A 17,861-nucleotide genomic window follows, 5' to 3' on the forward strand; every position below is an offset into this window, starting at 1 on the left:
TGACAAAGGACAAAAACTCTAACCTACTATACTTATTTTGCCAGTATCTAAATCGTAATAAGCACCTGCTATTTTCAGCTTCTCTTCCTCTATTAATTTAGATAAAACTGGTGATGATTTTAATTTTTTAAGTTGTGCCAAAATGTTTGCTTTACAAGCATTTTCTAACTTATCTCCTGATTGCCCTTTTGAACTTTCTACACTCGGTCTAATTGCTTCAAGCAAACTTCCAATTTGTCCTGGTACTTCAGCACCTTTGATTGTAGCATCTACTGCACCACATCTTTCATGTCCTACTACCATGATGACTTTAGAACCTAATACTAAGCTGCCAAATTCTAGGCTCCCAATTTCTTCTTTTGTGGCTATATTACCAGCTACACGGCAGACAAATAAATCTCCAAGTCCTTGGTCAAAAACAATCTCTGAAGGCACTCGTGAATCTGCACAGCCTAGAACAGAAGCAAATGGCTTTTGACCTTTAGCAACTTCCACTAAACGCGAATGAGTTTGGTGGGGATTGCGACGTTTTGCTTTGACAAATCTTTCATTACCTTCTAATAATTCTTGAAATGCCTTGTCGGGGGTAATATCATCTTCTGCTGGGGCTTTGTTTTCGGCTGCAAGTAAGTTTGAGCTAAGTCCAGCTGTCAACACACTTGTACCAATCGCACCTGCACCAAACTTGAATAAACTTCTTCTGGAAAGATTTATCTGAGGATGTTGTCTGCTCATGGAATTATCCTGAAAATATTAAACTATTAACTTTGAGTAGGATAGTTACTGCTACCCAAGTGTCGAAATTTGAAAAATCAAATTTAAAAACTGCACTCCCCAAAATTGCCAAGTTACCCATATTCCTAAAACACCTACTCCTAAAAGAACGGTTAAGGCATAAAACTGGGTTTGACCAGAGGTGCTGTATTTAAGACCTTCGCCACCTAATAGCGAAAATAAACCAACGAAATTAACGATGCCATCGACTACAAAGCGGTCAATCATATCGGCAAGTTGAGAAATCTTGGCAACGCTGAAAATAATCGTCATTCGATAGATATTAGGAGTGTAAAAATCGTATGCGATTAAATCTTGTAAACCTTTCCAAGGTAAACGAATCGGTTTAGGAATATTGCTCAAATAAATCACACCAGTGATACTGCACCCGAAAATACTCGACCACATTAAAAGTAGTGCGACATCTTTATTGAGGTTTGTCCAATCTGGTAAAAGTGATAAGCTTTGCAACACTAAAGAAAGATGTAGACTGACACCAAGTAAAATCATTGTTGGCAGAATCATCGGCCAGTGGGCTTCAGGCGATCGCTGCGCCATTTGTCTAGGTTTACCACCAAAAATTAAAGCGAATTCTCTCGTTAAACTGACGGCTGTCAAAGCATTTACCGCTATCAATACTCCCACTAACCAAGGTTGGGTTTTCCATAACCCATCTGCTAATTCCAGCATCGCCGAAAAGCTACCCAGGGGTGGAAAACCAATTAACCCCAAACTTCCAACGATAAAGGCGATTCCGGAAATTGGGCGGCGTTTCCACAGTCCACCAAGTTGGGTTACGTCTTGGGTGATGCTATTCCAGATAATTCCGCCGGTACTCATTACCAATAGTGCTGCGGATATGGCATGGGTAAGGACTAACAATAGTGCTGCTTCGTCTTGTTGGACTCCCACAGCGATGAATACTAAACCCATGTATGCGCTGACAGAATAGGATTGGCAGCGTTTAAGATCAATTTGAGCGATCGCAATTAAAGAAGCACCTACGGCTGTCACTGCACCAATCGCAACCATCGCCGAGGAAGCTATGGGCGAGATGGTTAACACAGGTTGCAATTTAATCAGCACCCATGCACCACTAGCTACTACTACCGAGTTCCGCAAAATCGTACTGGGAACAGGGCCTTCCATCGCTTCATCTAGCCATAGATGCAAGGGAAATTGGGCGCATTTACCCATCGGCCCAGCAATTAAAGCTAAACTTACCAGTGCCATAGTTGTCGGGTTGACGTTCGCAGTAGCCGCCCACTGGGCTAGTTCTGTGTAATTCCAAGTTCCGGCTAAAGGCCATAATGCCAATACGCCCATCAACAAGAATAAGTCTCCCACCCGCTTGGTTAAGAAAGCATCTCTTGCACCTGAAACTACCAAAGGCTGGCTAAACCATAAGCCGACTAGTAAGTAGGTTCCCAGCGTCAGGACTTCCAAAATTACATAGCTGAAGAACAAGTTATTACATAGAGCAAGGGCACATAGTCCCGCTTCAAATAATCCTAATAAGGAATAGAAGCGTCCCCAACCCCAATCCATTTCCATATAGCCGATCGCATAAATCTGCGCCAGCAAATTCAAGCCAGTAATCACAACTAAAGCACTGACACTCACTGATGATATATCTAAAGCAATGGTGAGGTTTAAACCAGCTGTAGATAACCAAGGAATAAATACTTCTTGGGCTGGCTGATTCCAAGTTGCTTGTAAGGCGATCGCACTATGTACAAACGCCAAAAATGTCATTACCAAATTTACATAACCCGCCGGTCTTGGCCCCGTTTTCCGAATGATCCCCGGCGACCAAGGTACGGCTAATAAGCCACCTATTAAGGCATAGCACGGAACTAGCCAAACAGTCTCAAGTAGAAACTGAGCCATCAACTTACCTCTATATTGTCATTAAAAATCTGGAATTTTGAGTTAACTGGCGTTGATCCCCGTTAACCCAGTGATGTCTACGATGGGCTACGCCTACGCAGACAAGACAAATTTATCTTTATTTAATTTTCTTAAAAACAGCTTACCGTTATATCTGTCCAAATGGAATTACTTTATCTAAATAAATTTGAGATAATTACTCTAAATAAATCTTATATAAAAAACTATCTGAGTAATGAATAATAGGTATTGTTTTTTATCTATGAATTAACTGTTGGCTTAATCAATATTCATTATTAGTTTTTACTTATTGACATAAATGACAAAAGACGCAAGTCCTTTGCGTCTCTACAATTCAACTAAATGCAATTCACAGTTTATAAATTTTGTCAACCTGCCAAAAAACAGAAATAATCGCAGGTGCTTGGCCAAATTGGCTGATGGGTGCGGGTTTCATGTCTCGGTAGTCGAGGAGTTGGACTAAGATGAGGTAGGCGATCGCTAAAATGACCGAGATCGCACCTGTAATAATGGCAATTAATTTTGAACGCTTCATCAGTAGTTCCTTTAATGCAAGTTATTGTGCTGTGTCTATATCTACATTAATACTTGAGACACACACCACCCATTGATCAATATAGTTGCAGTTGATCAGAGTAACGGTTTAGACGTTCCGTTAGTAATGCATTCGACTTATTTATCTTTACATAGTTTAGTTTTTCCGTGCCTACCTGCTTATTAAAACAAGATATGAGTATAGAGTTTTGCTTACACTGCAAACATTTGCAAACTATAAAAGGTGTGATATAACATAGCACTGTTAAGATTAAAGTTAATTAAAAAACATTTATAGTCATTCATAATTACAGTTTCTTTACAGTTTATAAACATTATCTAAATATGATTATTGACAAAAAAGCTACATACTTACTGTTATCTTCGCTAAGATATTAGCTGATGCAGAATAGTCACTTTTATTCAAATTAAAAAAATCATGATTAGTATTAATAAACTAAATAAAGTTGATTTTTTAATTGTAATTATTATTATCATAATTGGTCTTATACATTTACCTTTTCCATTTGATGGAGATCAAGCATTTTTTAGGCTAGGTGCTTTAGAGATGCAACAAGGAAAGGTACTCTATCGTGATTTTTGGGATATAAAACAACCAGGGATTTTCTGCTTTTATTTTTTGGCGGGAACTTTATTTGGTTTTAATGAGATTGGCATCCATGCCTTTGAACTTATTTACATGGTATTTTTTTCGATAATATTACTGCTGACTCTAAAAAGCTATTTTCGGCATCAGATAATCGCAAGCCTAGTACCTTTGTTAACAGTTGGTGTTTACTATGTTGTTTCAGGTGCTTGGCACCTTACTCAAGTGGAAGCATTGGTTGGTTTTCCTTTATTCCTTTGTCTTTGGCTAACTTTTCAATCTTTTAAGAGCGAAGGAAAGCAAAGATTTATCCTGCTTTTACTATCAGGCTTTATTGGCGGAATTGTCCTTTTATTTAAATTAATATTTTTGCTGATATTATTTTCGTTTTGGCTAACTATATTGATGTATTCTGTATTAATAAAACGGCAGAAAATTAAAGAAATATTTATTGAGATTTGTTTGCCAATTTTTATAGGGATTATCTTGCCTCTTTTAGTAGTTGCCAGCTACTTTGCTTGGTATGATAGTTTTTCAATAGTGTATCAGACATTTTTTGTATATCCACCTCTTATTATTGCTAATTCTGCATTCCATCAAAAGGACTTGGTTTCGGGCATAAAATGGTTTGTATATAATTTTTACCCTTTAGTTTTAATAGCTATTATTGCAATAGATACTTCATTGCGTCAGTCTAAAAATGTATTAACTTTGTTACTTTTTGTTTGGTGCATTTTTGGTTTTAGTGTTATTGCTCTACAATATCAAGCACTGTGGGAATACCATTTTTTACTATTGTTTGTACCCATAGGTATTTTAGCAACTAAAGGATTAGATGTGTTATGGGAATCTTTAAAAGAATTAAAGTCCCAAGTGCCAACAGTTCTGCTCATAATATTATTGTTATTACCTTTTTCATCTCCTCTTGCTAAAAAGAGTGTGACTCTGGTTAATAATAACTTTGCTTTAACTGAAGATACACGATTGAAATATGAGACTGTCTTTAGAAAAAAATATCCATCCCTTTACTCAGAGGCTAAGTTTATTTCTCAAACAGGAAGTCTTGCTGGTGAGATTTATGTAGCTGGTGATCCATCTATTTACTACTTTTCTGGTCGGACTCAAGCAACAATCTTACGTGGTTGGGCACTTGAATATTTTCTGCCCGAGCAATGGTCAACACTTATAGATCAGTTAAATTCTTCAAAGCCTCCTTATATCTTTATTGATTATGAACCCCAGGCTATAATCAAAGAAAGTTTTCCTAAACTGCTAGAATTTGTTGAGCAAAGATACCAAATTTTACGTCAAAGTAATAATGGTATTTGGTATATCATCAAATGATACAGGTATATTTCATGTCGTGGTAGTCTAGCAGTTGAACTAGGATGAGGTGAGCGATCGCAATTGCAAGAGTAATAGCCTTGCCAAATATCGTCCTGCAAAATTCGCCCTCATCCCCCAACCCCTTCTCCCAAAATTGGGAGAGGGATTTAGAGTGAGGGCTTTTGATTCAAGCAAGAAGTCTAATATAGCGATCCTAAATCATTCGTGAGAATTTGATATTGTTGTTACCCCCCTGTAGTCCCCCCGATGCTTTGGGGGGACGGCGTTAGCCGGGGGGTAAATTTTCTTACAAATCATTTAGGATTGCTATATAAAAGTCAAAAATGAGCCTTTGATGCTCGATATTGACCTTCTGAGCCTCGAAGTTGCACCTTTAACCCTCAAAGTTGCGCCTTTGAGCCTCGACGTTGAGCCTCAGAAGGTCAACGATGACCTTCTGAACCTCGAAGTTGCGCCTTTTATCCTCGATGTTGACCTTCTGAGCCTCGAAGTTGCGCCTTTTATCCTCGATGTTGCGCCTTTAACCCTCGAAGTTGCGCCTTTTATCCTCAATGTTGACCTTCTGAGCCTCGAAGTTGCACCTTTGATCCTCAAAGTTGCACCTTTGAAGCTCAACTAACAAATATATCTAACCATTCCTGAATTTACAGGGGTCAGCGTGTAGTAAAATTTGCCCACCTCCGTAAAGTGGAACATAACTTTAGACTTCTTTACTCAAAATCTCCGAGGACGCAACTATAAAGGTAGGAAATACCTTGCGAATGGAAACGTTAGCTATGCCCACATCCGAGGGGGAAACTTCACCAACGCTAACCTCAAAGGTGTAAAAAATTTTATTTTTACTTTCTCGTAGTATTTACAAGTTAAGTCATTTAATAGTAATCTTCTAGTGTCACAGGACTTACGCATTGATAGAAATACCAAATATAGATGGTTTTAAAAACCATATCTGTTGTAGGGTTTAGCATTGATAAACCCCTACTACGCACGTTTATTTACTATCCAAGAATAATTAATCAAAGCTTGAAACGACCTGTTTTGGTAAATTCATACCATGATTAATTTGTATAGTGCGTAAGTCCTATGTCAATATTTTTCCAAAGGTGTCTTGATTTGATGAATATGATGAACTTTAAAATCCAAGGCTTTTTTACGACGTTAATAATTAGTACTGTGTCAGCATTGACCATTTCAGACGCTATCTCTCAAAAGGTGAACGCCCAAGCTACGCCTTCTTGTAATAATGCAACCATAAAAGGTAGCTATGGAAGTAAATCGACTGGAACGGTACTAGGATTGCCTGTAGCTGAAGTTGATTTAATCAAGCTTGATGGAAGGGGAAAACTTCAATCAACAGGTGCTAGTAGCATTGACGGTACTATAGATACAAATGCAACAAGCTCAGGAACCTATAGTGTTAAACAAGATTGTACGGTGCAAGTATTCTTCTCAAATGGTAGTACTTATAGCGGTGTCATTGTTGATGGTGGCAAGGAAATATTTTTTATCGCAACCGTTCCAGGTTCAGTAGTTACTGCTACTTTGAAAAAAGTGAACTGATTTACTCCATCTGTCTCAACGCTTGAAAATTAATGGGCGCAAGCGTTGCCCTCCTGCTGTCCGAAAGATCGCACTTCCATTAGTCCTGAAGCAATCACCATGTTGAAAGGGATATTTACAGGCTTAAGCTGAAAAACATCTAATTTGCATAACTGAATTAAACATAAGTCTTGTGGGGTGGGCATCTTGCCCGCCATAATTATGCGGTTCCCTTTCCCTAGTTGAAGCAGCTAATAAATTATTGCTTGCGATTCTAAATTATCGTGAGTTCGACAAACCTCTCCCTGCCTTGAACTAAAGTTCAAGTCTGTCCCTCTCCGAGTCGGAGAGGGACGGTTTTGCGTAGTAAAACCAGGGAGAGGTCTTTTCATTAAGCTAATTTGATAAAAAATCCCTAAGCCGTTAATATCTGCTGCGCTGTCAGTTTTAACTCAGGGAAAGTCGGAGAATATATCTGCTGGTTTCCTGTAAATACTGTTTGGTTATAACGTCCTTCATCCAACAAACACACTGTCACCTTTGCTTCCAGAGGATCAACAATCTAGTATTCAGGGATAGACAAGGCTGCATACTCAAGTGGTTTCTTTTGATAATCTCGCTTCACAGACTCAGCGCTAACCACTTCTATTGTCAACACTGAAGGTAACTCAAGCACAGCCGATTTGCCCTGAATAGATTGTCGCTGTTCTTCAGTCATCACAATTAAGTCAGGAAGACGAGATTTTTTCATCGAGGTACGAACGCCAGTACCGCTAGGGCGAACCTGCCAATCTAACCCTAGTCGTTGGATTTCCAGATAAAAGCGGATCAACAAAAAAGTAATGATAGCTTCATGCAAATCTGAGGCTGGAGGCATTTCTAACAGTACCCCATCCTCAAGTTCATAGCGCTTGTCAGTTCCGTCATCGTAAGTGAGATATTCCTCAAAAGTATACAGACGCTCTACAGGTTTTGTAGTGGACATACTCTTGTAATTCGTAATTCGTAATTAGCTTTCAGAAGATAGTCGTGTAAAGCTAGTTGGGTTCACAGGGGTGACTTCAGAAGCGTAACGGTTAAAGTCCCTAACGTTGAAAGTTAAGATATGGGTTAGCCTGTTGACTAACATTGAGGCTACAAGCCTAGCATCGTGGACATTTACCCCCACTACCCGATACTGTAAAATTAATCGCTTCCACTCTGGATATATCTCAGGTACATCTGGCAGTACCAAGAACAAATCTTCTAAACGCTCCAGTTCCGTCCTAGCTTCAGCTATGGTTAAGCCTAAGCCGTTCCTTTGGGCAGATCGTGTTGCACTTCGCTAAAACTCTATGAGGTTTTGTGAGGTAATAAAAAGCTCTAACTCTGCTCCTCGTAAAGTTGAAATTGCGTTCAGTGTATCTACATACATTGGGTGGTGTGGCTGTACGCTTAGTAGCAATAAGTTGGTATCGACAAGATAAGTCACTTAAATATCTTTCGACTCCTCATCATCGTATATTCCTGCCCGACTTAAAGCATACTCTGATAGTAAGGGCGTATCTCGCCTATGGCTCTCTGCCCATTCCCGAAAAGCTGTTATCCACTCAAGAGCCGTTGCAGTTTTGTAAAATGGTTGCTCCTGTTTTGATTTTATCAACTGCTCAAGCAATGCATCTAAATGTGGCTTAACCACTTCAACAGGGAGCTTAGTTACGTTTGCTAACACCTGCACAACGCCTTCTAACTCTTCTCTGTCAGCGTCTGGGGGTAATGGTAGTATTTGATTATTATTGTTGACCACGCTCGTAGCTCTCCATAAATAATATCGTATCTACTTTCTTCATTCTCAGGTAGTTTTGGAATGTAGAGTTGAATTTTTCCAAAATGTCTTTAACTGAAGAAATTCTTTCCCAATTACCCGGCCATGTTTTAAGAGGATTGCGTCAAGGCGATCGCATCTTAACATCTGTGCGTGAAAACTCCGCACCAGTACCAACGTTAGTTAAAGAAAGTCAACAGCCTTTAGGCGTTGTAGATTTCGATGTGCTAATCTGCGGTGGCACTTTAGGCATTTTAATCGGTTGCGCCTTGGCGGTGAAGGGGTTACGGGTGGCGTTGCTGGAACGGGGTATTTTGCGGGGGAGAGAACAAGAGTGGAATATTTCTCGCAAAGAATTAGATGTGTTTGTGGAATTGAACTTGCTGAGTGAGGAAGAATTAGCAAGTGCGATCGCAACTCAATATAACCCAGCACGAGTTAGTTTTGCTGTCGGTACAGAAGTTTGGGTAGAGGATGTTTTGAATATCGGTGTAGATCCAGTTTATCTACTAGCTACTTTAAAAACCCGATTTCTCGCCGCAGGTGGAAAGTTGTTAGAAAACACACCCTTTACCGAAGCAGTGGTTCATTCCGACGGGGTGATGGTAAATAACCAATTTAAAACTCGGTTGTTAATCGACGCGATGGGACATCTTTCACCCATCACTCAACAAGCACGCCAAGGCAAAAAACCAGATGCACTGTGCTTAGTTGTCGGAAGTTGCGCCCAAGGTTTTGCGGAAAATAACTCAGGCGACTTGTTATTATCATTTACACCTTTGCAGAATCAATGTCAGTACTTCTGGGAAGCCTTTCCAGCCAGGGATGGCAGAACAACTTACTTGTTTACTTACATGGATGCACATCCCCAACGTTTAAGTTTAGAAGCTCTATTTGAAGAATATCTGCGTTTATTACCAGAATATCAGGGAGTGGAGTTGAGCAAACTGAAATTTCAACGAGCGCTATTTGGTTTCTTTCCCACCTATCGCCAAAGTCCGCTAAAAACCCCCTGGAGTTGCATTTTACCAGCCGGAGATAGCAGTGGTAGTCAATCTCCCTTGAGTTTTGGAGGTTTTGGGGCAATGGTGCGTCACCTGAAGCGTTTAACGTTTGGCATTTCCGAAGCACTAGAAACAGAACAATTATCTGCACAAGCCTTAGCACTATTGCAACCCTATCAACCAAGTTTGACTGTTACCTGGTTGTTTCAAAGGGCGATGAGTGTTGGCGTAAATCAGAAAATTGCCCCAGATCAAATTAACCAACTACTCTCGGCGGTATTTGAAGAAATGCAACAGTTGGGTACACCAGTGCTAAAACCATTTTTACAGGATATAGTGCAGTTTTCGGCACTAACACAAACACTGTTAAAAACTGGTTTAGATCATCCGGTATTAGTTGCCAAGATAATTCCGCAAGTAGGTTTGGCAAGTTTGTTAGATTGGATGTTACATTACAGTAATTTAGGTGTGTACACTGCCTTATTTTGGCTAAGTCCAATGTTAGAAATGTGGATTAAGAATCTACCAAAAGAACAACAATATTATTGGCATCGTTTGATTGATGCCTGGAAGTATGGTTCTGGCGGTGATTACTCAGATGAAACTTAGAATAATATCAGTGTGAGGATAACATGATTGAACGGAAATCTTTAGGAATTAAATATTTTGCGGTGCTGATTGGATTCCTGCGCGATCGCCAAGGATTTCTAGAGGAAATTCGCCAAGGTACGAGATTACCAAATAAAATAATTTCTTTGCTAGTTTGTAGTTCCTTATTTATCGCTGCTTATGGCGGAATCATTGGTGCATATCATAGCTGGATGCAAGCTATATCTTCCGCCATTAAACTCCCAGCCCTTTATCTAATCACACTTTTGATTTGTATACCGACGTTGTTCTTTGCTAATATTATTTTTGGTTCAAAGCGGACTTTTGCACAGCATTTAGCGTTAGTTTTAACTGCGGTTTCAGTCACAAGCGTACTTTTATTTAGCTTTGCACCAATCACATTGTTTTTCTTGATTACCACCAATAACTACCAGTTTTTAATTTTGTTAAATGTCTTTATCTTTGCCATAACTGGATTTATTGGTGTTTCGTCTTTATATCAAGCCACAAGTTTAGTTTTAGAACAAGATAATGAAGGTAGTAAGACACGCCAGAAAATTTTACAATTTTGGCTATTTCTTTACGCTTTTGTTGGTAGTCAGTTAGGATGGACTCTCAGACCGTTTTTTGGTACACCTGGTTCTGCCTTTGAACTATTCCGCGAAAGAGAAGGTAATTTCTATTTAAGCGTCATAAAATCTATTAGCTATCTCTTAGGAATTCGTTAATTAGCTATTAGTAATTTGACAAAATATCAAATATATAAAAATATGCGGAATAAGGAAAAAATCGGAATTAAACAACTTGGTGTTTTGGTTAATTTATTACGCGTAGACGCGTAGCGGCTTGTCGTCAGACATCGCCAAGCGTTTTTAGAAGAAATTCGTCAGGGAGTCCGATTACAAAATAAAATTAGTTCACTGTTCGTATCTAGTTCCATTTTTTTTGCCATCTATGGCGCAATTATCGGTGCATCTAACAGTTGGGCACAGGCATTATCTAGTGCTATCAAACTTCCAGCCTTTTATCTATTAACACTGATTATTTGTTTTCCAACCTTGTTCTTTTTTAATGTTTTGTTTGGTTCACGAAGCAGTATTCAACAGCATTTCGTTGTGTTGCTCACATCTGTATCAGTAATTAGTGTGCTTTTATTCAGCTTGGCACCAGTTACGCTATTTTTTCTGATTACTACACCCGATTCTTATCAATTTTTTAAACTATTGAATGTGTTAATTTTTGGCATTACAGGCATCTTTGGCGTTAAGTTCCTTTATGAAGGAATGCAATTACTTTCTCAACAAGATGAAGTTGGCAAAAAAACTCGCACCACTATTCTAAGATCCTGGTTATTGCTTTATGCTTTTGTTGGTATGCAGTTAGGATGGTTTCTCAGACCATTTTTTGGTGCCCCTGACTCTAAATTTGAGTTGTTTCGAGCAGTGAAAGGTAACTTCTATTTGGATATTGTAGCGGCGATTTCCGAAATTTTGGGTTTGCGGTAATCTAAAATTTCTACTTGTTTTATAAGCTGTTACACATTTGTAGTGAGGACTTTAGTGCTCAAATATTCAAGCACTAAAGTGCTTATACTATTTCTTTGTTACTACAAACCTATCAAAACTTTTGCGATAGACCACTAGTAACCAGCAATCAATCGCCATCTCCACATTGCCAAACACCTTTAGCAAAGGAATTAGTCGCCAAACCTAATTGCTATGCATCCGATGCAGCAGAAGCCCAATCTAAAATCCAAAATTCCTTAATTTGCACCAAATTCAGATTGTAAAGCTTCATCGTTATCATCAGCAATCGTTGCCACAATGGTAATGAGTCGAGACACTTCGCCAGGAGATAATTCCGCTAAGGTGCGTGTTGATATCACAACCACTCGGTTTTCAATAATACCGAAACGCGCTTCAAAAGTACTAGAGCAGTTTAACTCCAAAAGATACCGCATCAACTTAGGTTCATCTTTAGCAGGTAAATTTAGCACTGTAGACCAAACCGTAATGGTGTCTTCATCGGTTGTCCCGTTGAGTTGGACAAATACTTCTACACTTCCATACTTAAACTTCCAGAGATAACCACCCTCTGGAGTCTGGTGAACCATCGCACTATCATCTTGTTCCAAAGAGTCGATGACATTTTCAATTACCTCCAGATGGTTGATGCTTGTCGTCTCGGCAATTAGGTCATTGACGGATTCGTTACTAGTTAGCTTTTCTTGGTAGCTTGCCATACAGATTTTCTTCTCAACATATTTGCTGTTTTATCTACACATACTTTATAACTTGTGGACGCAGTTAGTTTTAGCTTCCTTTTTGTCTACTTTCCAAATGCCCAGAGTTTAGGGCAGCATAAGGGACTTCCAATTAAAAAATACCAAAATGGTAGGATTATAGGATTGCCCTGCCCTTATAGAGTGGTCTATTTACCTAAAAATAGGTGTATATTTCTGAGTATGATTGCAAAATACTGTAAATTTAGTTTGCAGATTTATTGATTCTGGCAATAAGATTTAGTGATGAGAGCAAAATGGATATTGGCTTGCAGGTGGGATGAGTAAGGGCAGATTGAAATTAGTTATCTATGTTGGTTGTTTATCATTGGCGATATATGCATTGGCATTATATTTTAGCGCTCGTGGTAGATGTGCGATCGCTAGTTGCAAACTGCCTTTATCACAGACTTTAAGATTGGGACTATCGCAACCGCAAACATCAACAGAAAAGTTACGCTTACTCGCTCAAGCTATGACTGTAAAAGTGATGTCAAAGGAATTCTTGGGTTCTGGGATTATTTTGCGAAAACAAGACTCAATCTATACAGTTTTAACTAATGCTCATGTACTCAGAGCAGATGATGCTCCCTATCGGATTCAAACCCCTGATGGTCAGATATATACAGCCAGTTTGCCTAAAAATACAAAATTTGGCAAGAATGATTTAGCAATATTGCAGTTTCGCAACCCTAAAAAAATTTACACAGTAGCATCTATTGCTTCTAAACTAATTGTAGGTGATGAAGTTTTTGCTAGTGGTTTTTATTCACAAAATGACGAAGAAAAACACCAGTTTTCCTTCACTGCTGGTAAAGTTTCACTGTTACTACCCAAAGCTTTAGAGGGTGGCTATAAAATTGGTTATAGCAATGATATCCAAAAGGGGATGAGTGGTGGCCCATTGCTAAATTGTCGGGGTGAGGTGGTGGGTGTAAATGGAATGCAAGCAAATCCTTTGTGGGATGCTCCCTCTATCTTTGTTGATGGTTCCGAAGCAGATAAGGGGTTACATGAGCAGATTAATCGCCTTAGTTGGGCTGTACCAATATATAAATTAATCAGTTTGAAATGATTGAATCATTTTTTCTGTAGTTGGGACAAATTTATCATAATCATCTATGGCAGCAGTGTAAATAATTATGTAAGCTTTATCCCCCTTTAATGTCCAAATCCGCCAATTTTTTAAATTATTGTCTCCATCTTTGACAGTATAAATCACTTGATACGCTGGTCTATATGCCAAAGTGCTTGTATTGCTACTAATAATTTGCCCATTTTGGAAATTTTTAATGTCTTGAATAAATTTATTTTTAGAATCTTCTAATGTTCCAGAAAAATCTTGAATTGTGATTGTTACTTGCTCTTGAGATGTCTTTGTTGTACTTTGTTTAGGTGAAAATTTTACCAATTCCCCAGTAAAAAGATTGTTCAAATCTTGTCTATTCCAGGTTTCGGGATATTTTATCTTGATTTTACTTTTGGATTCTTCATAAGATGATAATTCTACAGGTGCAGGTTGAATCGGGGATGGCACAGGTCGATAGATACTAATAACTGTAATGGTTGCTGTTACTGCAAACAGAGGAATTATCCATTTCCACAGTAGTGGACGACGAATAGGTTGGGGTAGAATTGTTAGCGGGAATGTTGAGTTTAGCGATAGTTGTTGTAGAGCTTGTAATACTTGCTCTGCTGATTCATAACGCTGGCGAAAATCATAACGCACCATTCTATCTAAAATATATGTTAACTCTTGGCTAATTTCTGCTTGATTGTGCCAAACAATTTCATTATTGGCATCTTTTGGTAATCGTTCTGGCGATATTCCTGTAAGAGCTTGAATAGCAACAATCCCGACTGCGTAAATATCACTGCGAAAATCAGGATTACCAGATGTTTGTTCGCTCGGCATATAGCCTTCAGTCCCAATAGCAAAAGTTATATTCTTTTGTCCTTGAGGTTTAATTATTTGGGTACTAATTTGTTTTACTGCACCAAAGTCAATCAAGACAATTTCACCATCTAGGCGTCGGATGATATTTGAGGGTTTGATATCTCGGTGAATTACTCTTTGCTGATGGATAAAAGTTAAAATTTGTAAAATATTTTGTAAAAGTTTAATTACATAAGCTTCACTCAACTTTTTACCTGGAAGTAATTCTTTACTCAAGTCGTGGCCTTCTATATATTCTTGAACTAAATAAAATTCGTGATTTTCTTCAAGATGAGCTAGAAGTCGCGGGATGTTATCATGATTTCCCAACTTTTCGAGAATCACTGCTTCGCTGTCAAAGAAACGCTTTGCTTGCTGTAAAGTGTCTGAAATTGGTTTAAATTGCTTAACAACACATTTGGGATTTCCTGGTCGTTGGGTATCTTCGGCTAAGAAAGTCACTCCAAACCCCCCTTGTCCGATTTGTTCGAGAATTTGGTAACGTCCACCAAGCTTACTCATTGATATTCACCCTAGATCCTAAAACTTATTACTCGCTGGCTGATATAGCGGTTCTCAATTGCATAGAATATAGACCTAACCCTTACTCCCTTTAAAAGCTAGCGTTGGGGAGTAAGATTTAAAGCTTGGCTCCCTTTAGGCGAGAGGAATACAAGTGAAGTCAGAGTATATTGCATCCAAAGGAAAAGCGCTATATACAGCAATTAACAACAATATTTATATTATCTTCATTTAGAAACATGATTTTTATTGGTATTTTATTAAATGTTATGCATAATTTCTGCAAACTATAAGTTGTAAATATCAGTATTATCACGATAATCTAAGTTATACCCTTTTTTAGTACTGAAACATTCAGAAATTTATGGTTAGCAGGTTAGACTATTCCACGTTGAGCGAGGTTGCTAGAGTTTCTGGCATAGCTTTGCTCATGGCATCTACAACAACTGCAATTATTCATCAGCCTAGTTATGCTAGCAGCCCTACCTTCCAATGTGCTAAAAGCCAAGGTAAGCCTGTAACATTTGTGCGTATAGGAGATGGCACAAAAAGACCAATAATTCGTTGGGGCGAAGAAAAATTTTTCTCTTCTAAGTTGACGGCTTTAGAACGCTGTAAGCAAGTGTCGTACAGATTTCAACAAAACTATGACAGTGGTAATCTCAAAACTATTATCTCTGGGAAGATCAATGGTTATCCGGTAGTCTGCGCTGCTGTTAGTACAAACGATGTTTGCACAAGTAAAACTGTATTATTTACTCTCAAGCGGGGTTCTAATGCGAGACTGGCTGCAGAAAGGCTGTTAGATCAACGTGGTTTAGCATCTGGAAAAATCCAGAATCAAAATAGTGATGATACACAAATTTATGTTGATTTTGATACTTTTTTAAATAATATCCAACCTGAGCCTTAAAAATCGCTGGGTGGGTTAACGCAGTCAACAGATTTTGGATTATCGAATAGCTCAAGAAAATCTCACCCTGGTTATGCTACGCAAAACCTGTCCCTCTCCTTGGTAAGGAGAGGGATGTCGGTTAGGACAGCGTGCAATATTGCGTAGGTTTTGAATATTCGTAGGTTGGGTTGAGGAAGGAAACCCAACCTAAGAGCGGGGTTTGCTGGGTAAGGCATTGCCTCAGCCCAACCTAGACATTTTTATTTTTTAGGCAAAACCTACGCAGTATTGGGACAAGGGGAGGTTTTTATTTTGTTTTGCGTAAGAATCAAAAAAATCGGGTAAAAATATGAAATATTATTATGGACTTTCATCTGCGCTAATTGGTGTATCAATGGTATTGGTGCAGTCGCAGGTAGCATTAGGATTATCTGCATCAGCAATAGAAAAAATAGCTGAAGATATTACAGTAAGAATTGTCAACACTCAAAACTCCACCGATTCAGGTTCGGGAATTATTATCAAACGCTCTGATAATACTTACACTGTCCTCACTGCCTATCATGTGGTGAAGAGTGGTCAAAAATATAAAATATTGACACCAGATGGGCAAAGTAATCAAATTAAATCGATGCAGCCCTTGCCACCGACAGATTTAGCACTTTTGCAGTTTAGCAGTAGCAAAACTTATAACATTGCCAAAATTGGTAATTCCGATGAAGCTACACGCGCCACTACTGTTTATGTCGCTGGGTTTCCCGCTAAGACAGCAGCTATTTCTAACCCAGGTTTCTTTTTTAACAAAGGACAAGTAAACGCCAACGGGACGGCACAGCGTGATGGTTATAACATCATTTACGATAATGATACTTTAAAAGGGATGAGTGGGGGTGCAGTGCTAAATGAACAAGGGGAAGTAGTAGCAATTCACGGCAGGTCTGATGAGCAAGCAATAAGTGAAAAAAGCCAGAGTAAAATTATTACCGGGATTGGAACTACTATATATTCGGCTGCACAGAGGATGTTAGCTGTGGGGGTAGATTTGGGAGTGAATCTACCAAGTATTAATGTTGCTGCCGCATCCAAAGCAGATGACTTTTATATTAAAGCGAACCAGAAGTATGGGCAGAAAGATTATAGAGGAGCGATCGCTGATTATAACGAAGCTATTCGGCTCAATCCTAATTATGCTGAAGCTTATCTCAATCGGGGTTATACCCGCTTCGATTTAAGAGACAAGCAAGGAGCGATCGCTGATTTCAACGCTGCTCTCAAGATTAATCCCAACTATGCCGATGCCTACAGCAACCGAGGATTTTCCCGCTACGATTTAGGAGACAAGAAAGGGGCGATCGCTGATTACAACGCTGCTCTCAAAATTAATCCCAACTATGCCGATGCCTACAACAACCGAGGATTAGCCCGCTACGATTTAGGAGACAAGCAAGGAGCGATGGCTGATTTCAACGCTGCTCTCAAGATTGATCCCAATAATGTCTATGCCTACAACAACCGAGGTAATGCCCGCTACAAATTAGGAGACAAGCAAGGAGCGATTGCTGATTACGACACTGCTCTCAAGATTAATCCTAATCATGCCTTAACCTACTACAATCGAGGAGTAGCCCGCGACGGATTGGGAAACAAGAAAGGAGCGATCGCTGATTACAACGCTGCTCTCAATATTAATCCTAATGATGCCTCAGCCTACTACAACCGAGGAATAGTCCGCTCCGAATTGGGAGACAACCAAGGGGCGATCGCTGATTACAACGCTGCTCTCAAGATTAATCCTAATAAGGCCGATGCCTACTACAACCGAGCAATAGTCTACTACGAATTGGGAGACAACCAAGGAGCGATCGCTGATTACAACGCTACTCTCAAGATTAATCCTAACTATGCCTCAGCCTACTACAACCGAGGATTAGCCCGCTACAAATTAGGAGACAACCAAGGGGCGATCGCTGATTACAACGCTGCTCTCAAGATTAATCCTAATGATGCCTCAGCCTACTACAACCGAGGATTAGCCCGCTACAAATTAGGAGACAACCAAGGGGCGATCGCTGATTACAACGCTGCTCTCAAGATTAAT

At 39.2% G+C, this 17,861-nt stretch carries 17 protein-coding genes and 1 pseudogene; 9 read left to right on the plus strand and 9 right to left on the minus strand.

Going from position 1 to position 17,861, the window contains the following annotated elements; all coding sequences use genetic code 11:
* Positions 1 to 18 precede the first annotated feature (18 nt).
* From V7L20_RS28450 to V7L20_RS28460, 3 genes are all read right to left on the minus strand, one after another.
* Entirely contained in the window at positions 19 to 735 is a 717-nt protein-coding gene (locus V7L20_RS28450) for a carbonic anhydrase (RefSeq protein ID WP_334747291.1), read from the minus strand.
* A gap of 51 nt (positions 736 to 786) precedes the next feature.
* On the minus strand, positions 787 to 2,664 hold the full coding sequence (locus V7L20_RS28455; protein WP_334747292.1) for an NAD(P)H-quinone oxidoreductase subunit F: 1,878 nt from the start codon (positions 2,662 to 2,664) through the stop codon (positions 787 to 789).
* 370 nt (positions 2,665 to 3,034) lie between these two features.
* A complete protein-coding gene (locus V7L20_RS28460; protein ID WP_334747293.1) occupies positions 3,035 to 3,220 on the minus strand; it encodes a hypothetical protein in 186 nt (61 codons plus the stop codon).
* A 438-nt stretch (positions 3,221 to 3,658) separates the two neighbouring features.
* On the opposite strand from V7L20_RS28460, the gene V7L20_RS28465 reads away from it, so the two are divergent.
* The 3 genes from V7L20_RS28465 to V7L20_RS28475 all read left to right on the plus strand — a co-directional run bounded on the left by V7L20_RS28465 (position 3,659) and on the right by V7L20_RS28475 (position 6,733).
* A complete protein-coding gene (locus V7L20_RS28465; protein ID WP_334747294.1) occupies positions 3,659 to 5,170 on the plus strand; it encodes a hypothetical protein in 1,512 nt (503 codons plus the stop codon).
* A 337-nt stretch (positions 5,171 to 5,507) separates the two neighbouring features.
* On the plus strand, positions 5,508 to 5,792 hold the full coding sequence (locus V7L20_RS28470) for a hypothetical protein (RefSeq protein ID WP_334747295.1): 285 nt from the start codon (positions 5,508 to 5,510) through the stop codon (positions 5,790 to 5,792).
* Positions 5,793 to 6,256: 464 nt separating this feature from the next.
* Complete coding sequence (locus V7L20_RS28475) at positions 6,257 to 6,733, plus strand: hypothetical protein (protein WP_334747296.1); 477 nt, start codon at positions 6,257 to 6,259, stop codon at positions 6,731 to 6,733.
* A 394-nt stretch (positions 6,734 to 7,127) separates the two neighbouring features.
* Here V7L20_RS28475 and V7L20_RS28480 read toward each other — a convergent pair whose 3' ends face one another.
* The 4 genes from V7L20_RS28480 to V7L20_RS28495 form a co-directional block, all read right to left on the minus strand.
* Positions 7,128 to 7,250 (minus strand): hypothetical protein, encoded by a 123-nt coding sequence (locus V7L20_RS28480; RefSeq protein ID WP_334747297.1) that lies wholly within the window; start codon positions 7,248 to 7,250, stop codon positions 7,128 to 7,130.
* Positions 7,251 to 7,274: 24 nt separating this feature from the next.
* Entirely contained in the window at positions 7,275 to 7,697 is a 423-nt protein-coding gene (locus V7L20_RS28485) for a Uma2 family endonuclease (protein WP_334747298.1), read from the minus strand.
* Positions 7,698 to 7,721: 24 nt separating this feature from the next.
* Positions 7,722 to 7,946 (minus strand): hypothetical protein, encoded by a 225-nt coding sequence (locus V7L20_RS28490; protein WP_334747299.1) that lies wholly within the window; start codon positions 7,944 to 7,946, stop codon positions 7,722 to 7,724.
* 237 nt (positions 7,947 to 8,183) lie between these two features.
* A complete protein-coding gene (locus tag V7L20_RS28495) occupies positions 8,184 to 8,498 on the minus strand; it encodes a hypothetical protein (RefSeq protein ID WP_334747300.1) in 315 nt (104 codons plus the stop codon).
* An 83-nt stretch (positions 8,499 to 8,581) separates the two neighbouring features.
* On the opposite strand from V7L20_RS28495, the gene V7L20_RS28500 reads away from it, so the two are divergent.
* The 3 genes and pseudogenes from V7L20_RS28500 to V7L20_RS28510 form a co-directional block, all read left to right on the plus strand.
* Complete coding sequence (locus tag V7L20_RS28500; protein WP_334747301.1) at positions 8,582 to 10,129, plus strand: FAD-binding oxidoreductase; 1,548 nt, start codon at positions 8,582 to 8,584, stop codon at positions 10,127 to 10,129.
* Between the two features lie 23 nt (positions 10,130 to 10,152).
* Positions 10,153 to 10,857, plus strand: coding sequence for an actin-binding WH2 domain-containing protein (locus V7L20_RS28505; RefSeq protein WP_334747302.1), 705 nt, complete (start codon positions 10,153 to 10,155; stop codon positions 10,855 to 10,857).
* A gap of 120 nt (positions 10,858 to 10,977) precedes the next feature.
* Positions 10,978 to 11,634 (plus strand): annotated as a pseudogene (locus tag V7L20_RS28510) (actin-binding WH2 domain-containing protein); the annotation flags it as partial.
* Positions 11,635 to 11,891: 257 nt separating this feature from the next.
* Here the strand turns inward: V7L20_RS28510 and V7L20_RS28515 are convergent.
* On the minus strand, positions 11,892 to 12,371 hold the full coding sequence (locus V7L20_RS28515; protein ID WP_334747303.1) for a YbjN domain-containing protein: 480 nt from the start codon (positions 12,369 to 12,371) through the stop codon (positions 11,892 to 11,894).
* Positions 12,372 to 12,690: 319 nt separating this feature from the next.
* Here V7L20_RS28515 and V7L20_RS28520 point away from each other — a divergent pair, with 319 nt between their 5' ends.
* On the plus strand, positions 12,691 to 13,485 hold the full coding sequence (locus V7L20_RS28520) for a S1 family peptidase (RefSeq protein ID WP_442943652.1): 795 nt from the start codon (positions 12,691 to 12,693) through the stop codon (positions 13,483 to 13,485).
* Here V7L20_RS28520 and V7L20_RS28525 read toward each other — a convergent pair.
* Positions 13,468 to 14,868, minus strand: coding sequence for a protein kinase domain-containing protein (locus V7L20_RS28525; RefSeq protein ID WP_334747304.1), 1,401 nt, complete (start codon positions 14,866 to 14,868; stop codon positions 13,468 to 13,470). The two genes, V7L20_RS28520 and V7L20_RS28525, sit on opposite strands and share 18 nt — an antisense overlap.
* A 364-nt stretch (positions 14,869 to 15,232) precedes the next feature.
* Here V7L20_RS28525 and V7L20_RS28530 point away from each other — a divergent pair, with 364 nt between their 5' ends.
* Both V7L20_RS28530 and V7L20_RS28535 read left to right on the plus strand, forming a co-directional pair.
* Positions 15,233 to 15,781 carry a COP23 domain-containing protein gene (locus tag V7L20_RS28530; protein WP_334747305.1) on the plus strand — a complete coding sequence of 183 codons (549 nt, stop codon included), beginning with the start codon at positions 15,233 to 15,235 and terminating at the stop codon, positions 15,779 to 15,781.
* A 331-nt stretch (positions 15,782 to 16,112) separates the two neighbouring features.
* The coding region (locus V7L20_RS28535) for a tetratricopeptide repeat protein (RefSeq protein WP_334747306.1) at positions 16,113 to 17,861 on the plus strand (1,749 nt) is incomplete at its 3' end.

Source organism: Nostoc sp., assembly GCF_036916735.1.
Taxonomy (GTDB): Bacteria; Cyanobacteriota; Cyanobacteriia; order Cyanobacteriales; family Nostocaceae; genus Nostoc.